Source organism: Niastella yeongjuensis (assembly GCF_900110245.1).
In the GTDB taxonomy this organism is placed as follows: Bacteria; Bacteroidota; Bacteroidia; order Chitinophagales; family Chitinophagaceae; genus Niastella; species Niastella yeongjuensis.
Map to the genome: position 1 here is coordinate 163,936 of NZ_FOCZ01000002.1, position 14,501 is coordinate 178,436.

Below are 14,501 nucleotides of genomic sequence, written 5' to 3' on the forward strand. Positions count from 1 at the left end.
AAACTTTTACTTTATGAAAAAGATGATGTGTGCAGCTTTATTATCGGCCGCTTTTTTAACAGCGGGAAACAGCTTGTTTGCACAGGTACAACAAACAGGAGCAGAAAACGAATTAACACCAAAATTCGGTATTAAAGGAGGGTTGAACCTCACCAATATGTATGTGAAAGACGTATCGGATGAAAACTTGAAGGTAGGTTGGAATGCCGGCGTTTTTGCCAAATTACCGGTAACACGTGGATTCTCCATTCAGCCTGAGTTGTTGTATACCAGCAAGGGCGCTAAAGAAACCTATAATAATTTTATTGAAGGAAAAGGAGAGTACCGCTTCAATTTAAATTATATCGAACTGCCATTGCTGGCCGTGTTCAATGTGGCTAAAAACTTCAATATTCATGTTGGTCCTTATGCCTCTTACCTGATAGGTGCAAATATCAAAGACCTGAAAGATGATGGTACTATCAACAACATTACCGACCTGGATGCTGAAAACTTTAACCGTTTCGACGTAGGTGTGGCCGGTGGTTTTGGCATAGATATTTCCAATTTCACTTTAGGTGCCCGCTACAATTATGGATTTAGAGAAATAGGTAAATCCGGTAGCCTTTCTGGACAATTGACAAAAGACTCCAAGAACAGTGCTATCTCATTATATATCGGATTAGGATTTTGAGCGATACGGGTTTGAGGATTTCAACAAAATCCCGACGGTAACCGTCGGGATTTTTTTTATGGGATTATAATTCTACCACATCGTGATTTTTGGGGAAAGTAATAATGAAGGAGGTGCCTACATTCAGGGTGGATTTTACATCGATAGCCCCTTTGTTGGATTGTATAATGTTCAGGGTACTGGCAAGCCCCAGCCCCATACCGTTTCGTTTGGAGGTAAAGTAAGGTTCAAACAAACGTGAAATATTTTCTTCACTAATGCCACAACCATTGTCGCTGATAACAATGCTGGGGTCAGGAGCATAGTTGATGACCACTGAAATTCTTCCCTGTTTGTGGTTGATAGCCTCTGTAGCATTGATAAGGATATTGGAGAAGGCCAGTTTTAGTTTTTCCTTGTCAACGGTTACCAGTACCGGCGTATCGGGGTATTTGATCTCCAGTTTTATCCGTTGCAGGGTCAGGCGGTCAATGGCATCCAATATGCTTTCATCCATGATGCTTTGCAGCACATGGGATTCCATTTTCATTTCAGCCGGGCGCGATGAGTTCAGTAACTCGGTAATAAGGGCGCCTATGCGATTGCTGTTACGCTGAATGATCTCCAGGTAGGTTGACCCGTCCTCATTGGCGGTTTCTTCCCGCAGGTGTTCTACCGACAGGTTGATATTGTTAAGCGGGTTGCGTACTTCATGGGCCAGCGTGCGCACCAGACGGCCGGCGGCTGCCAGCTTTTCTATTTGCAGGGTGGCCTTTTCCGCTTTTTTAAGATTGGTAATATCGTGCACAATTCCCTGCATGTATCCCTGGTTGACATTGCCTCTTTCAAGCGAAGCGGAAATAATACAGATCCGGTGGTCGCCTGTTTTAGTGCGGATCTCGGCTTCCAGGTCATTTACTTCCTCCCGCTCGTTAAATAAATAGCGGAACCTTTCTTCTTCCCGCTTTTGAATAAAAAGGTCATAGATGTTGATCTCCATCAGCTCTTCCCGGGTATAACCCAGCAGGTCGGTAGTGGCATTGTTCACGTCATTAAAACAACCTTGCTGGTTGGCGATGAACACCATGTCTTTCGACCGCTCGAACATATTGCGGTATTTGCGTTCATTGGCGCGGAGGGCCTTTACAGAAGCCGATCTTTCCAAAGCGTATCGAATGGAACGCTCCAGCTTTTCTTCGTTTAATTCGCCTTTTACGAGGTAGTCCATGGCGCCTACCCGCATGGCTTCCATATCAACGGTGTGGTTGCCTTTGCCGGTTAACAGGATCACGGGTTCTTCACAACCGCTGGCAATGGCTTCCTTCAACAGGTCTAAACCGGTTTTGGCGCCCAGGCGGTAATCAATAAAGTAAATATCATTGGCCCGGCTCTTCATTTGCTCCAGTGCATCTTTATAGGAATAACACCAGTTTAAAGTAAAGCCAGAGGAAGGTATGCTGCGTATAAGATCGCTGGTAATTAAATAATCATCCTCGTCGTCATCTACGATGAGGATACGGGCCTGTAAGTTGGATACTATCATCAGTTCTGAAAAGTTTATTGATGTTCCGGCAATATTATCGTAAAGGTAGCGCCATTATCCGGGTCGCCGGTTGCGTAAATAAGTCCCTTGTGCTGATCTATTATTTTTTTACAGATGGCCAGCCCAATGCCTGAACCGGGGAATTCAGTTTTGCCATGTAACCGTTGAAAGATCTGGAAGATCCGTTGGTTATATTCAGGTTCAAACCCAATTCCATTGTCGGTAAAGTCTATTTTAAACCAGGTATTGCCCGCATCGAGGTGGTGCTGTTCTTTCTGGCGGTGCGTTAATCGCAAACAGCGGATGGTGATCACCGGTGGTACGTCGGCTCTTTTGAATTTGATGGAATTGTTCAGCAGGTTATCGAACAGCTGTTTCATTTGCGAGGGGATGGCTTCCAGTGCAGGTAACACCTCAATATGAACGGTGGTAGCTGTTTCTTCTATCTTCAGTTCCAGATCGGTTTGTACATCTTTTACAATGCCGTTCAGGTCAACCTGGGTAAAAGGTTGGTTACTGCGGGCAGTGCGGCTGAACTCCAACAGGGTATCAATCAGGTGCCGCATATTATCAACCGAAGCAGAAATACGGGTGAGGTATAATCTCCCATCGGAACCCAGCTCGGTTTTGTATTTATTTTCAAGCCGTTCAATGAAGGTGGTGATCTTGCGCAACGGCTCATTCATGTCGTGAGAAGCTACATAGGCAAATTCTTCCAGTTCTTTGTTGGAGCGGTCGAGGTCCCTGATCTTTTCTTCCAGGTTCAGCTGGTTTTCCAGTTCACTGGTAATATCCTGCGCAATGAACAGGATAGACACAACCTGCCCCCTGCCGTCACGGTGCAGCACGGTACCCATAGTGCGGAAGTGCTTCCATGTGCCGGACTTATCCGTTAAACGCGAATTGTAACTGTAACTTTCGTTGTCCTGTAACGAAATGAATTTCTGCAGCTCCGTGTTTACATTTTCCTGGTCGTCTTTGTGCACAATGCGCATCAGGTCGTTACCCCAGGTACGTACATCGGTGAGTGAATAACCAAGCAGCTCGGTTATTTTTCGATTGATGTACTTTAATTTCCGGGTATCAGTATCATAGATGTAAACGATACCCGGAAAAAAATCAGTAATCTTATCCGGAAGCCCATCATTATCGCTACTGGATTGAAACAAAAGCTTCAGAGGGTTAATCTCCTGGTTTATTAATTGTTCCATTAAAGCATGGACTTATATGACTTTATTTCACTCATAGGGTCATCAACCGTGCTATTGGTTGTTGAACTCCTGGTACTGTTTCATTTTATTGTACAGTGTTTTACGGTCGATGTTCAATAACTTGGCTGCCTTGCTTTTGTTAAAGTTTGATTTCTTCAATGCTTCAATGATCGTCTCGTATTCTGCATCGATGCTTGCGTTTTTCAGAGATAGTTCACTGTGTGAATGATGCGGATGAGGCCGTGGTATTTCCGCTTCGCTGATAGGTGAAGGAATAGGTGGGGTAGAAATGGCCTGTTTAGGTTCTGCCTGTATGGTAAAGGAAGTATCGGGTGCTTCGTCGAACTGTAACCGGGTAAAGTTGCTGATCTCAAAAGGCAGCGTATGTGCTTCCACAAAGGTGCCTTCTGCCAGCAGGGTGGCCCGCTTGATCACGTTCTTCAACTCGCGCAGGTTACCATACCAGATATAGCTTTTGAATATGTCTTCCACTTCTTTGGTAAATCCTTTTACATTTTTCTCCAGCTCCTTATTGGTTTGCAGTAAGAAGTGGCGGGCAAATACCATAATGTCTTCCTTGCGTTCGCGCAATGGGGGTACAACAATGCTGAATTCGTTAAAGCGGTGGTACAGATCCTCCCGGAACTTTCCTTTACGGGCAATGTCCCACAGCTTTTCATTGCTGGCCACAATAATGCGAATGTCGAGGTCGATATCCTTGGTACCGCCTACACGGCGCATTTTTCTTTCCTGCACTACGCGTAACAGGGATACCTGTATGTCGTATGACAGGTTACCGATCTCATCGAGGAAAACAGTACCGCCATTGGCTATTTCAAGATTACCAATTTTCTGGTTCAGGGCGCCGGTAAAGGACCCTTTTTCATGACCAAACAATTCGCTGCCGGCCAATTCTTTCGACATGGCACCGCAGTCAATAGCAACAAACGGCATGGATTTACGGCGGCTGCGTTTATGTATTTCCTGCGCAATGGCTTCTTTACCACTGCCGCTTTCCCCGTAAATGATAATGCTGTAGTTGGTAGGTGCTACCAGGTCAATTTGTTTCAGGATCTTTTTGAAAGGCTCGCTGTCCCCGAAAATATAATCGCCGGAAACAACAACCAGTTGTTTTTTGTCCCGGTCTGCCAAACCATCGCCTTCAGTAACAGTGGCAGGGGCCGTATAAACAGGGGCTGCCTCAACGGTGGTATTGGTAGCCTGTGCAGTAGCAGCAGGTTGTGGCTGCAATGCTTTTTTTATGGTTACCAGTATTTCATCAGGGAACAATGGTTTGCCGATATAGTCGTAAGCGCCCAGCTTCATAACTTCTACAGCTACTTTAATATCGCTGTAGCCGGTCATAATAATAACCGGAACGTCGGGCAGTTGTTCTTTTATTTTCACCAGTAAAGTAGTGCCATCCATATCATCCAGCCTGAAATCGCATAAAACTAGGTCGGGCGTGAATGAATTCATCAGTTCCAATGCCTTTTTACCGGCATACACTTCTGCCACTTCGTAGTTATGCTTGGTCAGAAAGCGTTTTAATAACAGGCAAATATCCCTGTCGTCATCAATTACAAGAATTTTCGGCATCTTCAAATTTACTTTTTTACTGTGAGTTTATGATGGATTGTTTTTGGAATAACCGGATTTGAGCGTGTAAAATTTAGTATTTTTTAACAATGCCAGCCCTTGGGCTAAGCCCATATCGATCGCATTTGCGCAACAGGTATCTGTAAAATTTCACGGTACTTAGCAACCGTTCTTCTCGCAATGGAGAATCCTTTTTGCGCTAAAATAGCTACCAGCTGCTGATCGGTGTATGGGTTTTTCTTGTCTTCTTTTTCAATTGCATCTTCAATCGCTACCTGAATAACCCGGTTACTGATGGCTTCTCCTTTTTCATTGATGATGCCTTCAGTAAACAGGTCTTTCAGCAATATCATGCCAAAAGGCGTATCCACGTATTTATTACAGGTAATACGCGATACTGTCGATATATCTACGCCGGTTTTATCGGCAATATTTTTAAGGATCATAGGTTTCAGCAGTTTTATATCCCCTTCACGAAAATACTCATACTGCATATTCACAATAGCTTTCATTATGCGCAACATGGTTCCTTCGCGCTGCCTGATGGCGCTTACAAACCATTGCGCCGACTGATACTTGTTCTTTAAATATTGTGCCGCGGCTGTATCTTTCTTGTTTTTCTGGCTGTCGGCCACAATTTCTTTCCATTCGCGGCTGATAAACAGGGAAGAAGAGCGCTGGTTGTACAGTGAAACTTCCAGGTAATCGCCTTCCTGTACTATCAAAAAGTCGGGAATGATGTGGGCATTGGGGGTGCTGCCTTCCTGCACTTCGGCCACCGGTTTCATTTTCAGCGAGCTCACCAGTTCCAGAATGATCTTTAATTCATCTTCCTCCAGTTGCAGGCACTCCATAATTTTATCCATATTGCGGTTGCGCAGGTCCTGGTAATGGTCCTGCAACAGGCAAATGGATTTTTGTACATCGGGTCGTTTGCCATTCATGGCTTTCAGTTGCAGCAACAGGCATTCGCAAATGCTGCGGGCGCCAATCCCAAGTGGATCCAGTTTCTGCACCTTTGCCAGGATCTTGTCAAAATCTTCCCCCTCCAGCCAGGTTTTATTGGCAAAAGAATATTCTTCGGCTACTTTATCCAGTGGTATCTCCAGCAGGCCATTGTCGCTGAGGGAATCAATAAGATAATCGGCCAGTAAAGTTTCTTCGCCATCATTGCAACAAAGGCGGTATTGCTTTTTCAGGTCTTCCCTGAAATCGGTGGCTGCCTTCATGGGGCTGAAGGTTTTTTCCTCGTCGGGCAAATAGTTGCTGTATTCCATCTTGTAGTCGGGAATATCGTCGTAGCCGTACTCGTCCCAGTCCTGGTATTCCTGCACCTGTTCCTTGGTGCCCTTTTCCCCCTTGGCGTCGTCCTCGTCTTCTTTCTTTTCCAGGAAGGGGTTGTCTTCCAGTTCCTGTTCAATTCTATGTTCTAATTCCAGTGTATTTAGATGAAATAAATTCAGTAGTTGTATCTGCTGCGGTAAAATTTTGGTTTCCTGCTTCTGCACAAGGTTCTGCTGTAACATACGGGTTCGTTTTTCTTTATTATCTTCAAGATGCTTTCCACTTTGCTCTATTCTGAAAATATTTTTTAGTGTATTGATTCTTAAGTATTTGTCCTTGACTCGTTTTTTTACTATGTTGCAGATAGTAAATATGCATCAGGGCTGGTGTAGAAATTTATCCCCGATTTGTAGAATCGATGATTATGAAAAGAAGACTATTTTTTATAATAACGGCATTTGTGCTATCGCTCGTTATCACCTTATCGCTCTCGTACCTGCTGTATGAAAGCTATGTTCAGTCTAATGCGCAGAACCGGCGCATTGAACATGCTTATAAAGTTATTCTGCAAACAAGTGCGCTGGAGAGTTTTATCAAGGAGGCCGAAACAGGACAGCGAGGTTATTTGTTAACGAATGACAGTGTGTTCCTGCAACCGTATTTACGCATTCGCGATGATATAAAACCCGGATACGATTCCTTAAAACGGCTTACGGCAGATAACAGCCATCAACAGCAACTGCTGAATAAGGCGGGGTTACTGATGAATAACCTCATCGATCATTTTCAGCACAGCGTGTTTCTGAAATCGCGCATAAGCCTTCTGGAAACCAAGGTGAATATGGATAGCCTGCGAACCGTGTTCAAAGATATTCAGAATGAAGAGACCAACCTGGTGAAACGCTCTTCGGTGAACCGGTATGAACTGGTTATGCCGCGCTATTTCACCGCCATTTTCCTGTTTGCCGCCACCATTATTTTTATTTCCTTCCTGGTAATATTGAAAGAATACCGGCAGCGTTCGGATTATCAAAAACAGCTGGAGCAGAAAATGATGGAGGTAAATGCATATAACGCAGAGCTGGAACAAATAGCCTTTGCCACTTCGCACGATCTGCAGGAGCCGTTGAGGCGCATCAGAACTTTCAGCGACCGGTTGTTATGGAAATACCGCGATCAGTTAAATGAAGACGGGCAAATGATCCTGTCACGCATCGATTATTCAGCACGTCGCATGCAGGGCCTCATTGAAGACCTGATGAATTTTGCCAACCTGGTACGTGGTGGGGAAACAATCAATGAAGTAGATGCCGACAGATTATTGCAATCGGTTTGTGAATTGCTGAAATCGGATATAGAGCAGAAGAAAGCCACCATTCACATTGGGCAAATGCCGAAAATAACGGGGTTCGAAAAGCAATTGTACCTGATGTTCAAGGCGCTTATCGACAATGCCATTAAGTTTGCCAAACCAGGCATTCCACCGGTGGTTACCATTCAATGTGTGCAAACAACCGGGGAAGAGTTAATGCCTATTGATAGTAAGCTGTTAAAGAAGCAATTCATCCGCATCAGTGTGCAGGACAATGGCATCGGCTTCAGCAATGAATTCAGTCAGAAAATATTTTTGATATTTCAACGGCTACATAGCACGGCAGAATATGAAGGCAAGGGCATTGGGCTGGCAATCGTAGAGCGGGTAATGACAAATCACAGCGGGTACGTGCTGGCCAGGTCCCAGCCAGATAAGGGGGCCCTGTTTAATTTATATTTTCCTTTACCGGAGAGTTAGCAATAAGGTCAATATGGTACCTGATGCTTTCAAAAGCTTTGGCAATGGCTGTTTCCCAACGTACGGCAACGCTATATCCGGTATATTCACCGTTCTGTGCGCCGATCTTGATCAGGGCAGCCACCTCATTGTCGCCCGGATTTGATAAGGTTACTTCTACTACGGCAATTTCTTCCAGAATTTCTTCCAGCAAATTTGCCTTGAAGGATGATAAGAAGCTGATGTCTTCAAGCGGTATCCCCAGTGTTGTATGTTCATCTATATGCATTAAATAGCTGTTCTTCATAACGGGTGATTTAAATATTACTAAAACGCGATCCACTATTAATTGTTCATTATACAACGACTAACGAGAAGCAGCTCTACTTCATTATTATAAAGGCCGTGCCTGCAATCGTCATATTGAAAATGGAAATAATAGTGTAGAAGGATATCTACACGGCTGTAAAATTTTACCTGAACAGGGGCATAAACCCGCTTGATCAATAAGAATAGGTCTAGATGAAAGACCGGCGGTATGATTTTTACAAATTATTCTATGTAATTGCCGGTGTGGGTTGTAAGTTAAGATGCAACAGTTATAAAACCGGTTAATCTATAGTTAACAATATTTACTCACTTAAAAACTATCACTATGTTACGTTGGACAGTCATTTTTCTGGTGGTAGCATTAATCGCAGCTCTTTTTGGATTTACAGGAATTGCTGCAGGCGCTGCCGGAATAGCCAAGATTCTGTTTTTCATATTTATCGTATTGTTCCTGATCTCAATCATTGCTGGTGGCTTTCGCCGGGTTGACTAATGTGGAGAATTGTAGTGTTGAGTTAGGAATATTTAAGTCCGGGAGAAAGCTGCAATACCAAATGTACTTCTTCCGGACTTTTTGTTTTAACCTAAAGGTTTACTTATACGAAATGTCTTCTTAAGGAAATTTTAAGGTTATCGCTTTTAACAAATACTTACTTTTGAAAGGATTAAAGAGAGAGGGAAGGATATTATGAATAATCAGCCAATCCTTATTGCTGAAGATGATGCCGACGACCGGTACCTGTTGCAGACTGCATTTTCGGAAATAGGTTACCCTGAAAAAATAGATTTTGTTGAGAATGGAATTGAAGTGTTGAATTACCTGAATTCCAATTATACCCACAATACTTCTGATGACAAAGCCCTGCCGGGTTTTATTCTGCTCGATTTAAACATGCCGAAGAAAGATGGCCGCGAAGTGTTGAAAGAATTGAAACAACACCCCGTGTTTAAAAAAATACCGGTCATAGTTTTTACCACAACCAAGAATGAGATAGAAATAAAGCGCTGTTATGAACTGGGCGCTAACAGTTATGTGGTAAAGCCTATCAGTTTCGATGCTTTACTAAAAGTTGTTGAAAACATTCGCAGTTTTTGGTTTCAAACTGCCTCCATTCCCGTTTCCTGAATTTCTTCTTCTACCGTTTCTTTTTCTTTTTGGGGTTTCTTTTTGAAAAAGTTTTTGATCTTATGTATGATCTTTTCCGGTTCGTCGGTCAGGTGCGATGCATAATTCTTTATAAAGAAGGGTACCACGGTGCGTATAAGCCAGCCGGTATTGCCCAGTAACACCTTTTTTACAAAGCCATCGGCAAAGATGTTAACACCCAGCTGCATGGCCGATACGGTAGCCTTACGGGTAAAGAAGTTACGTATGGTGGCTGCTGCATTAGTGTAGGGTTTCAGGTCTTCTTTAATTACCTGCCAGTCTTCTTTTATCTGCAATTCCTGTTCGGCCAGTAATCCCTTTAACCTGGCTTTCTCCTGCAGTAATTCTTTATAATTCGTTATTTGATTTATCATAGATTCTTTTCACAATAAAGTCTCTGAAAAATGGGAATACTACTTTTTTGCGCAGCAGGTACAATAACAAAACGAAAAACAGGTACACAGCCGCCACAATAAAATAACCTGCTGCTGTATTGTACAGCAATTTACCCAAATAAAGGGCAAGTCCAATGCCTGCTAACAGTAATACACATAGTACCAATCCGGCCAACAAAAAGAAAATAATAGCACGGGCGAGGGTTTTAGCGCCTGCCTGTGCTATGTTTATACGGGCTAAATCATAATAAGTTTGGGCAATGTCCTGAACATGATTTGCGAGGTTGGCTGTTTTGGTATGTAACTCTTCCATAGGTGTTATTTTAGATCCGGTCTACATTAAGTAAGCTGTACAATCAATTCAACCAGCTTGTGTTAGCTCTCCATTTCCTGCGCTGCTTCCGTGGCCCCTTTATACATATTCTGCATTTCATCTTTACCAAGTGCCAGCAATTCCGATACGTCTTCCATCACTTCATCGATACCGTCTTTGATCTTTCTCCTGAGATCACTTCCTTTTTCGGGAGCCATTAAAACACCAATTGAGGCACCCGCAGCTGCGGCGGCCAGCATGCCTAGAATGATTTTTGTGTTAGATGTCATACATTTACGTTTCAGGAATTTGAGGAAAAAATTATACCACTGACAAAAGATTCCTGTTTTTTTTATATTTTTCATCAATGGGAAACAATTTCCCCAGGGGTATTTAAAATTCAGCTCTAAAAAACATGACAAAGGAGCGCCTTAAGGTTTTAATCATTGACGATGAGAAGGATCTGTGCCTTTTGATAAAGGCCTACCTTAGCCGTAAAAACTGCGATGTACATACCGCCTATACGCTAACCGAAGGGCTTAGCCAGGTAGACCAGTTTTTGCCAGACATACTATTCCTGGATAATAACCTGCCCGATGGACTGGGCTGGGAAAAAGCGGAAGGTATTATCAAGCACCATCCCAATATAAAGCTGCACCTGTTGAGTGCCTTTAACCCGCCTCAGATCAAGGACGGTATTCCCGTAACCAGGATCTGGGAAAAGCCTATCTCCCTGCGTGACCTAGATATGTACTTCAGCTAATTACCCCCTTTATCTCTTATACTTCCCTTAGCAGTTCTGCATTAACCAGTTAACTATATTTGCAACTCATTTAGAAACTATATGATGAGAATTGCAATCAACGGTATGGGCCGTATTGGCCGCCTTTTGTTCAGACGCCTGATCGATAGCAACGAGGTTGAACTGGTTGCGGTCAATGATATCATGGATGCCGATAACCTGGCTTACCTGTTAAAGTATGATTCTATCTACGGCACCTTTGCCGGCAACATTACCCATAAACCGGGAGCGTTGGTGGCCAATGGAAAAGAGGTAAAAGCCCTGCAACAGCAACATCCTTATCTGCTGCCCTGGAAAGACCTGCAGGTAGATGTGGTGCTGGAGTGCTCTGGACAGTTCAGCAATCGTGCTGCTGCCGAACAGCATATAAAGGCCGGTGCCCGCAGAGTGTTGTTATCAACTACCGGGTCGAACGATATTCCCCTGCTGGTGTATGGTTTTAACCAGCACGCCCTTACCAAAGAAGAAACTATTATTTCTCCCGGTGGCTGCATGACCAACTGCAGTACCCATATTTTGTATATCCTGAATGCCATAGGCATTAAATCGGTACAGTGTAATATTTTACATTCCTATACCTCCCGGCAGGAGCTGGTGGATGCCCCGCACAAACAGTTCAGACGTGGCCGGGCAGCTGCCGAAGCTATTATACCCGTAGAAATTGACCTGCAGCAATCGCTGGAGCGCCTGTTGCCCACCATGAAAGATAAGATCGCCTCGGTTTCAACCCGGGTACCGGTAGCGAATGGTGCCCTGGCCGATTTTACCATTCAGTTGCAGCACGAAACCACCCGTGAAGAAATAAATAAACTGTTTTCAACAGCCGCTAAAAACGATTATAAAGGGATTATAGAGTATACCGAAGATCCCCTGGTATCACTGGATATTAAAGGAAATACCCATTCCTGCGTGATCGATGGCACCCTTACCTCGGTTATCGGCAATCACGTAAAGCTGATCGCCTGGTTCGATAACGAGTATGGGTTCACTACACGCATGATTGATTGGCTGGGTTTGATGAAGTAGTTGATCGGTTGACACGTTGACAAGTTAACAGGTTGATAGGTTAACAGGTTGGCGGGGAAAAAGGAGAAAGCTGATAGGGTTGATAAAGGAATGAAGTAAGAGGTAGGAAGTGGGAAGCAGGAAGTAGGAAGTAGGAGCGTTGATAGGGAACCCACTCACCACTCACCACTAACAACTCACAATTTTAATTTACTTTTAATTCCTTAAATTGAGCTAGGATACCCGGTAAGTTTATTATTTGTGAATTTTGCGTCCATGAATTTTTAGCTATGGAAGAAATAAAAATTTTACTGGTTGAGGATGAAAAAAAGATAGCAGAGTCATTAAAGAAAGGACTTAGCGAACAGGGTTATCATGTAGAAGTTGCCTACGATGGCCTTATTGGAAAGAAATTGTTCGAAACCTATCCGTTCGACCTCATCATTCTGGATATTAATCTGCCTGGTTTGAATGGTTATGAGCTGTGTAAGGAGATCCGCCGGCACAGCGAACGTATTCCCGTTGTTATGTTAACGGCCCTCAATACCACCGCCGATAAAATTGAAGGCTTTGATGCCGGCGCCGATGATTATATTGTAAAGCCATTCGATTTTAAAGAGCTGTTGGTACGTATCAGGGCCTTGTTAAAACGGATCTACCACAATATTCCAACCGGCAATATTTTAAAGGTGGCCGATTTAACCATGAACCTCGACAGTAAGGAAGTTACCCGGGCCGATAAACCCATTTCGCTTACCGCCAAGGAGTTTCAGTTGCTCGAATACCTGATCCGGAACAAGAACCGGGTAGTGTCGCGGGCCGACATCGCCCTGAACGTATGGGACATTGATTTCGATACCAAGACCAATGTGATCGATGTATATGTAAACTTCCTGCGTAAAAAGCTGGATAAGGATTTTGAAACCCGGCTTATTCATACACAGGTAGGCATGGGTTATATACTGAAAGAAAACCCTTAGGTTGAAAATCAAATTTAAAATAACCGCGCTTTTTGCTTTACTGGTTACCATTATTTTGTTGGTACTAAGTATATCCGTTCATTATTTTACCTCCCTGCAGCGGATAGAAGCATTTAAAAAGCGGTTGAAAGGAAGGGCAAATAACGATGGCCAGCTGTTTTCCTATATGGGAGACAGCGACAGCAGTCGTGCCTTTCTGTACCATATTGATTCTGCCTCAGCCTTTACGCTGAGCCAGAAAAGCGTGGTTATCTTCGATTACCTCGACAGGCCTGTTTACCGGTACAATGCCGGTGATATTGATTCCATTATCCCCGACAGGGAAATCTTGAAACAGGCCCGGGTAAAACACGATATCTACTTTACCACCAACAAACGCGATGCGCTGGCCTTTCATTACACCGATAACCGAAGCCGCATTGTAGTAGTGGTGGCAGCGTACGACGTGGATGGCTGGCAACGGTTGAAAGACCTGCGCGACATATTACTTACCTGTTTGTTCATTGGCATTGCCATTGCATTAGTGGTTGGGTATGCTTTTTCGGTACAACTGGTAAAACCCATTAAGCAGATCATTCACGATGTAAAACATATTACATCGCAAAACCTTACCCACCACATACAGGCTGGCAGCACACAGGATGAACTGAACCAACTGGCCAACACGTTTAACGAACTGCTCGACCGGTTGCAGGAGTACTTCCTGGTGCAGCGGCGTTTCATCTCCAATGCCTCGCACGAATTGTCGACCCCGCTTACTTCTATTCTGAGCCAGCTGGAAGTTACCCTGCAAAAGAAAAGAAGTGATGAAGAGTACCAACAGGTTATTACCTCTGTGCATGAAGACGTACAGCAAATGCAACAGCTTACTAAAAGCCTGCTGGAGATAGCTAAAACCGGTACCGAAGGCGGCATTGAATTAAGCGAAGTGCGTATAGACGAAGTACTGCTGAAGGTGACTGCCGATGTGCAAAAGAACAGCGACGCTTATAAAGTGTTATTGGAATTTGGCGACTTTCCTGATGATGAAAAAGCTTTCCTGGTTTTCGGGAATGTGGATCTGTTGTATAGTTCACTACGTAATATTGCAGATAACGGTTGTAAATTTTCGTACGACCATCAGGTAATGATCAACCTGCTGTTTGAGAACGACAACGTAATTATACAGTTTAAGAATTTTGGCAACACCATAACCGAGGCGGAAACAGAACATATCTTTCAGCCTTTTTACCGCAGCGCCACGGCTTCACCCATAAGAGGCTTTGGGTTAGGACTCCCATTGGCCAAACGCATCATAAATATGCATAAGGGTACCATTAAAGTGAATTCATCCCGCGAAATGGGCACCATCTTTACCATCATCCTTCCTTCCGTTAAAGCCCTTGCGGCTAAAGCCTGAGGTTAAACACCTGCATTAACTATCGTTAAACGTTGTTTAATTGCATTTTAATTCCTGTTTAATTATCGTT

General features: G+C 43.8%; 16 protein-coding genes. 8 read left to right on the forward strand and 8 right to left on the reverse strand.

The window, feature by feature from the left end:
- The first annotated feature begins 13 nt into the window (after positions 1 to 13).
- Positions 14 to 673, forward strand: a complete 660-nt coding sequence (locus tag BMX95_RS05345) for a porin family protein (RefSeq protein WP_081200955.1) — start codon at positions 14 to 16, stop codon at positions 671 to 673.
- 64 nt (positions 674 to 737) lie between these two features.
- On the opposite strand, the gene BMX95_RS05350 is transcribed toward BMX95_RS05345, so the two are convergent.
- From BMX95_RS05350 to rpoN, 4 genes are all read right to left on the reverse strand, one after another.
- The gene (locus tag BMX95_RS05350; protein ID WP_081200956.1) at positions 738 to 2,195 is read right to left on the reverse strand and encodes a hybrid sensor histidine kinase/response regulator; all 1,458 of its coding nucleotides are present in this window, start codon (positions 2,193 to 2,195) and stop codon (positions 738 to 740) included.
- Positions 2,196 to 2,209: 14 nt separating this feature from the next.
- The gene (locus tag BMX95_RS05355; protein WP_177193678.1) at positions 2,210 to 3,364 is read right to left on the reverse strand and encodes a PAS domain-containing sensor histidine kinase; all 1,155 of its coding nucleotides are present in this window, start codon (positions 3,362 to 3,364) and stop codon (positions 2,210 to 2,212) included.
- Between the two features lie 93 nt (positions 3,365 to 3,457).
- Positions 3,458 to 5,005 carry a sigma-54-dependent transcriptional regulator gene (locus tag BMX95_RS05360; RefSeq protein WP_081200958.1) on the reverse strand — a complete coding sequence of 516 codons (1,548 nt, stop codon included), beginning with the start codon at positions 5,003 to 5,005 and terminating at the stop codon, positions 3,458 to 3,460.
- 104 nt (positions 5,006 to 5,109) lie between these two features.
- Positions 5,110 to 6,531, reverse strand: a complete 1,422-nt coding sequence (gene rpoN, locus BMX95_RS05365) for an RNA polymerase factor sigma-54 (RefSeq protein WP_081200959.1) — start codon at positions 6,529 to 6,531, stop codon at positions 5,110 to 5,112.
- Positions 6,532 to 6,713: 182 nt separating this feature from the next.
- On the opposite strand from rpoN, the gene BMX95_RS05370 reads away from it, so the two are divergent.
- Positions 6,714 to 8,081 carry a sensor histidine kinase gene (locus BMX95_RS05370; protein WP_165758952.1) on the forward strand — a complete coding sequence of 456 codons (1,368 nt, stop codon included), beginning with the start codon at positions 6,714 to 6,716 and terminating at the stop codon, positions 8,079 to 8,081.
- Here the strand turns inward: BMX95_RS05370 and BMX95_RS05375 are convergent.
- Positions 8,050 to 8,367, reverse strand: coding sequence for a hypothetical protein (locus tag BMX95_RS05375; RefSeq protein ID WP_081200961.1), 318 nt, complete (start codon positions 8,365 to 8,367; stop codon positions 8,050 to 8,052). The two genes, BMX95_RS05370 and BMX95_RS05375, sit on opposite strands and share 32 nt — an antisense overlap.
- Positions 8,368 to 8,715: 348 nt before the next feature.
- Here BMX95_RS05375 and BMX95_RS05380 point away from each other — a divergent pair, with 348 nt between their 5' ends.
- The gene (locus tag BMX95_RS05380; RefSeq protein WP_081200962.1) at positions 8,716 to 8,883 is read left to right on the forward strand and encodes a DUF1328 domain-containing protein; all 168 of its coding nucleotides are present in this window, start codon (positions 8,716 to 8,718) and stop codon (positions 8,881 to 8,883) included.
- Positions 8,884 to 9,078: 195 nt separating this feature from the next.
- The gene (locus BMX95_RS05385) at positions 9,079 to 9,516 is read left to right on the forward strand and encodes a response regulator (RefSeq protein ID WP_081200963.1); all 438 of its coding nucleotides are present in this window, start codon (positions 9,079 to 9,081) and stop codon (positions 9,514 to 9,516) included.
- Here BMX95_RS05385 and BMX95_RS05390 read toward each other — a convergent pair.
- The 3 genes from BMX95_RS05390 to BMX95_RS05400 all read right to left on the reverse strand — a co-directional run bounded on the left by BMX95_RS05390 (position 9,489) and on the right by BMX95_RS05400 (position 10,535).
- Positions 9,489 to 9,911: a hypothetical protein gene (locus tag BMX95_RS05390; RefSeq protein WP_081200964.1), complete on the reverse strand. Its 423-nt coding sequence runs from the start codon at positions 9,909 to 9,911 to the stop codon at positions 9,489 to 9,491. The genes BMX95_RS05385 and BMX95_RS05390 overlap by 28 nt on opposite strands.
- Complete coding sequence (locus BMX95_RS05395; RefSeq protein WP_081200965.1) at positions 9,886 to 10,245, reverse strand: phage holin family protein; 360 nt, start codon at positions 10,243 to 10,245, stop codon at positions 9,886 to 9,888. Before BMX95_RS05395 ends, BMX95_RS05390 begins: the two co-directional genes overlap by 26 nt.
- Before the next feature lie 62 nt (positions 10,246 to 10,307).
- The gene (locus BMX95_RS05400) at positions 10,308 to 10,535 is read right to left on the reverse strand and encodes a YtxH domain-containing protein (RefSeq protein WP_165758953.1); all 228 of its coding nucleotides are present in this window, start codon (positions 10,533 to 10,535) and stop codon (positions 10,308 to 10,310) included.
- Positions 10,536 to 10,660: 125 nt separating this feature from the next.
- On the opposite strand from BMX95_RS05400, the gene BMX95_RS05405 reads away from it, so the two are divergent.
- The 4 genes from BMX95_RS05405 (at position 10,661) to BMX95_RS05420 (ending at position 14,431) form a co-directional block, all read left to right on the forward strand.
- A complete protein-coding gene (locus tag BMX95_RS05405) occupies positions 10,661 to 11,008 on the forward strand; it encodes a response regulator (RefSeq protein ID WP_081200967.1) in 348 nt (115 codons plus the stop codon).
- An 81-nt stretch (positions 11,009 to 11,089) separates the two neighbouring features.
- The gene (locus BMX95_RS05410; RefSeq protein ID WP_081200968.1) at positions 11,090 to 12,073 is read left to right on the forward strand and encodes a type I glyceraldehyde-3-phosphate dehydrogenase; all 984 of its coding nucleotides are present in this window, start codon (positions 11,090 to 11,092) and stop codon (positions 12,071 to 12,073) included.
- Between the two features lie 269 nt (positions 12,074 to 12,342).
- On the forward strand, positions 12,343 to 13,032 hold the full coding sequence (locus BMX95_RS05415; RefSeq protein WP_081200969.1) for a response regulator transcription factor: 690 nt from the start codon (positions 12,343 to 12,345) through the stop codon (positions 13,030 to 13,032).
- A gap of 1 nt (position 13,033) precedes the next feature.
- Positions 13,034 to 14,431, forward strand: a complete 1,398-nt coding sequence (locus tag BMX95_RS05420; protein ID WP_081200970.1) for a HAMP domain-containing sensor histidine kinase — start codon at positions 13,034 to 13,036, stop codon at positions 14,429 to 14,431.
- Positions 14,432 to 14,501: the final 70 nt, after the last annotated feature.

Coding starts and splice junctions, on each gene's coding strand:
- BMX95_RS05390 (WP_081200964.1), bottom strand. CDS start 9,911: ATGATAAATCAAATAACGAATTATAAAGAATTACTGCAGGAGAAAGCC.
- BMX95_RS05375 (WP_081200961.1), bottom strand. CDS start 8,367: ATGAAGAACAGCTATTTAATGCATATAGATGAACATACAACACTGGGG.
- BMX95_RS05400 (WP_165758953.1), bottom strand. CDS start 10,535: ATGACATCTAACACAAAAATCATTCTAGGCATGCTGGCCGCCGCAGCT.
- BMX95_RS05350 (WP_081200956.1), bottom strand. CDS start 2,195: ATGATAGTATCCAACTTACAGGCCCGTATCCTCATCGTAGATGACGAC.
- BMX95_RS05360 (WP_081200958.1), bottom strand. CDS start 5,005: ATGCCGAAAATTCTTGTAATTGATGACGACAGGGATATTTGCCTGTTA.
- BMX95_RS05410 (WP_081200968.1), top strand. CDS start 11,090: ATGATGAGAATTGCAATCAACGGTATGGGCCGTATTGGCCGCCTTTTG.
- BMX95_RS05405 (WP_081200967.1), top strand. CDS start 10,661: ATGACAAAGGAGCGCCTTAAGGTTTTAATCATTGACGATGAGAAGGAT.
- BMX95_RS05385 (WP_081200963.1), top strand. CDS start 9,079: ATGAATAATCAGCCAATCCTTATTGCTGAAGATGATGCCGACGACCGG.
- BMX95_RS05395 (WP_081200965.1), bottom strand. CDS start 10,245: ATGGAAGAGTTACATACCAAAACAGCCAACCTCGCAAATCATGTTCAG.
- rpoN (WP_081200959.1), bottom strand. CDS start 6,531: ATGTTACAGCAGAACCTTGTGCAGAAGCAGGAAACCAAAATTTTACCG.
- BMX95_RS05415 (WP_081200969.1), top strand. CDS start 12,343: ATGGAAGAAATAAAAATTTTACTGGTTGAGGATGAAAAAAAGATAGCA.
- BMX95_RS05370 (WP_165758952.1), top strand. CDS start 6,714: ATGAAAAGAAGACTATTTTTTATAATAACGGCATTTGTGCTATCGCTC.
- BMX95_RS05345 (WP_081200955.1), top strand. CDS start 14: ATGAAAAAGATGATGTGTGCAGCTTTATTATCGGCCGCTTTTTTAACA.
- BMX95_RS05380 (WP_081200962.1), top strand. CDS start 8,716: ATGTTACGTTGGACAGTCATTTTTCTGGTGGTAGCATTAATCGCAGCT.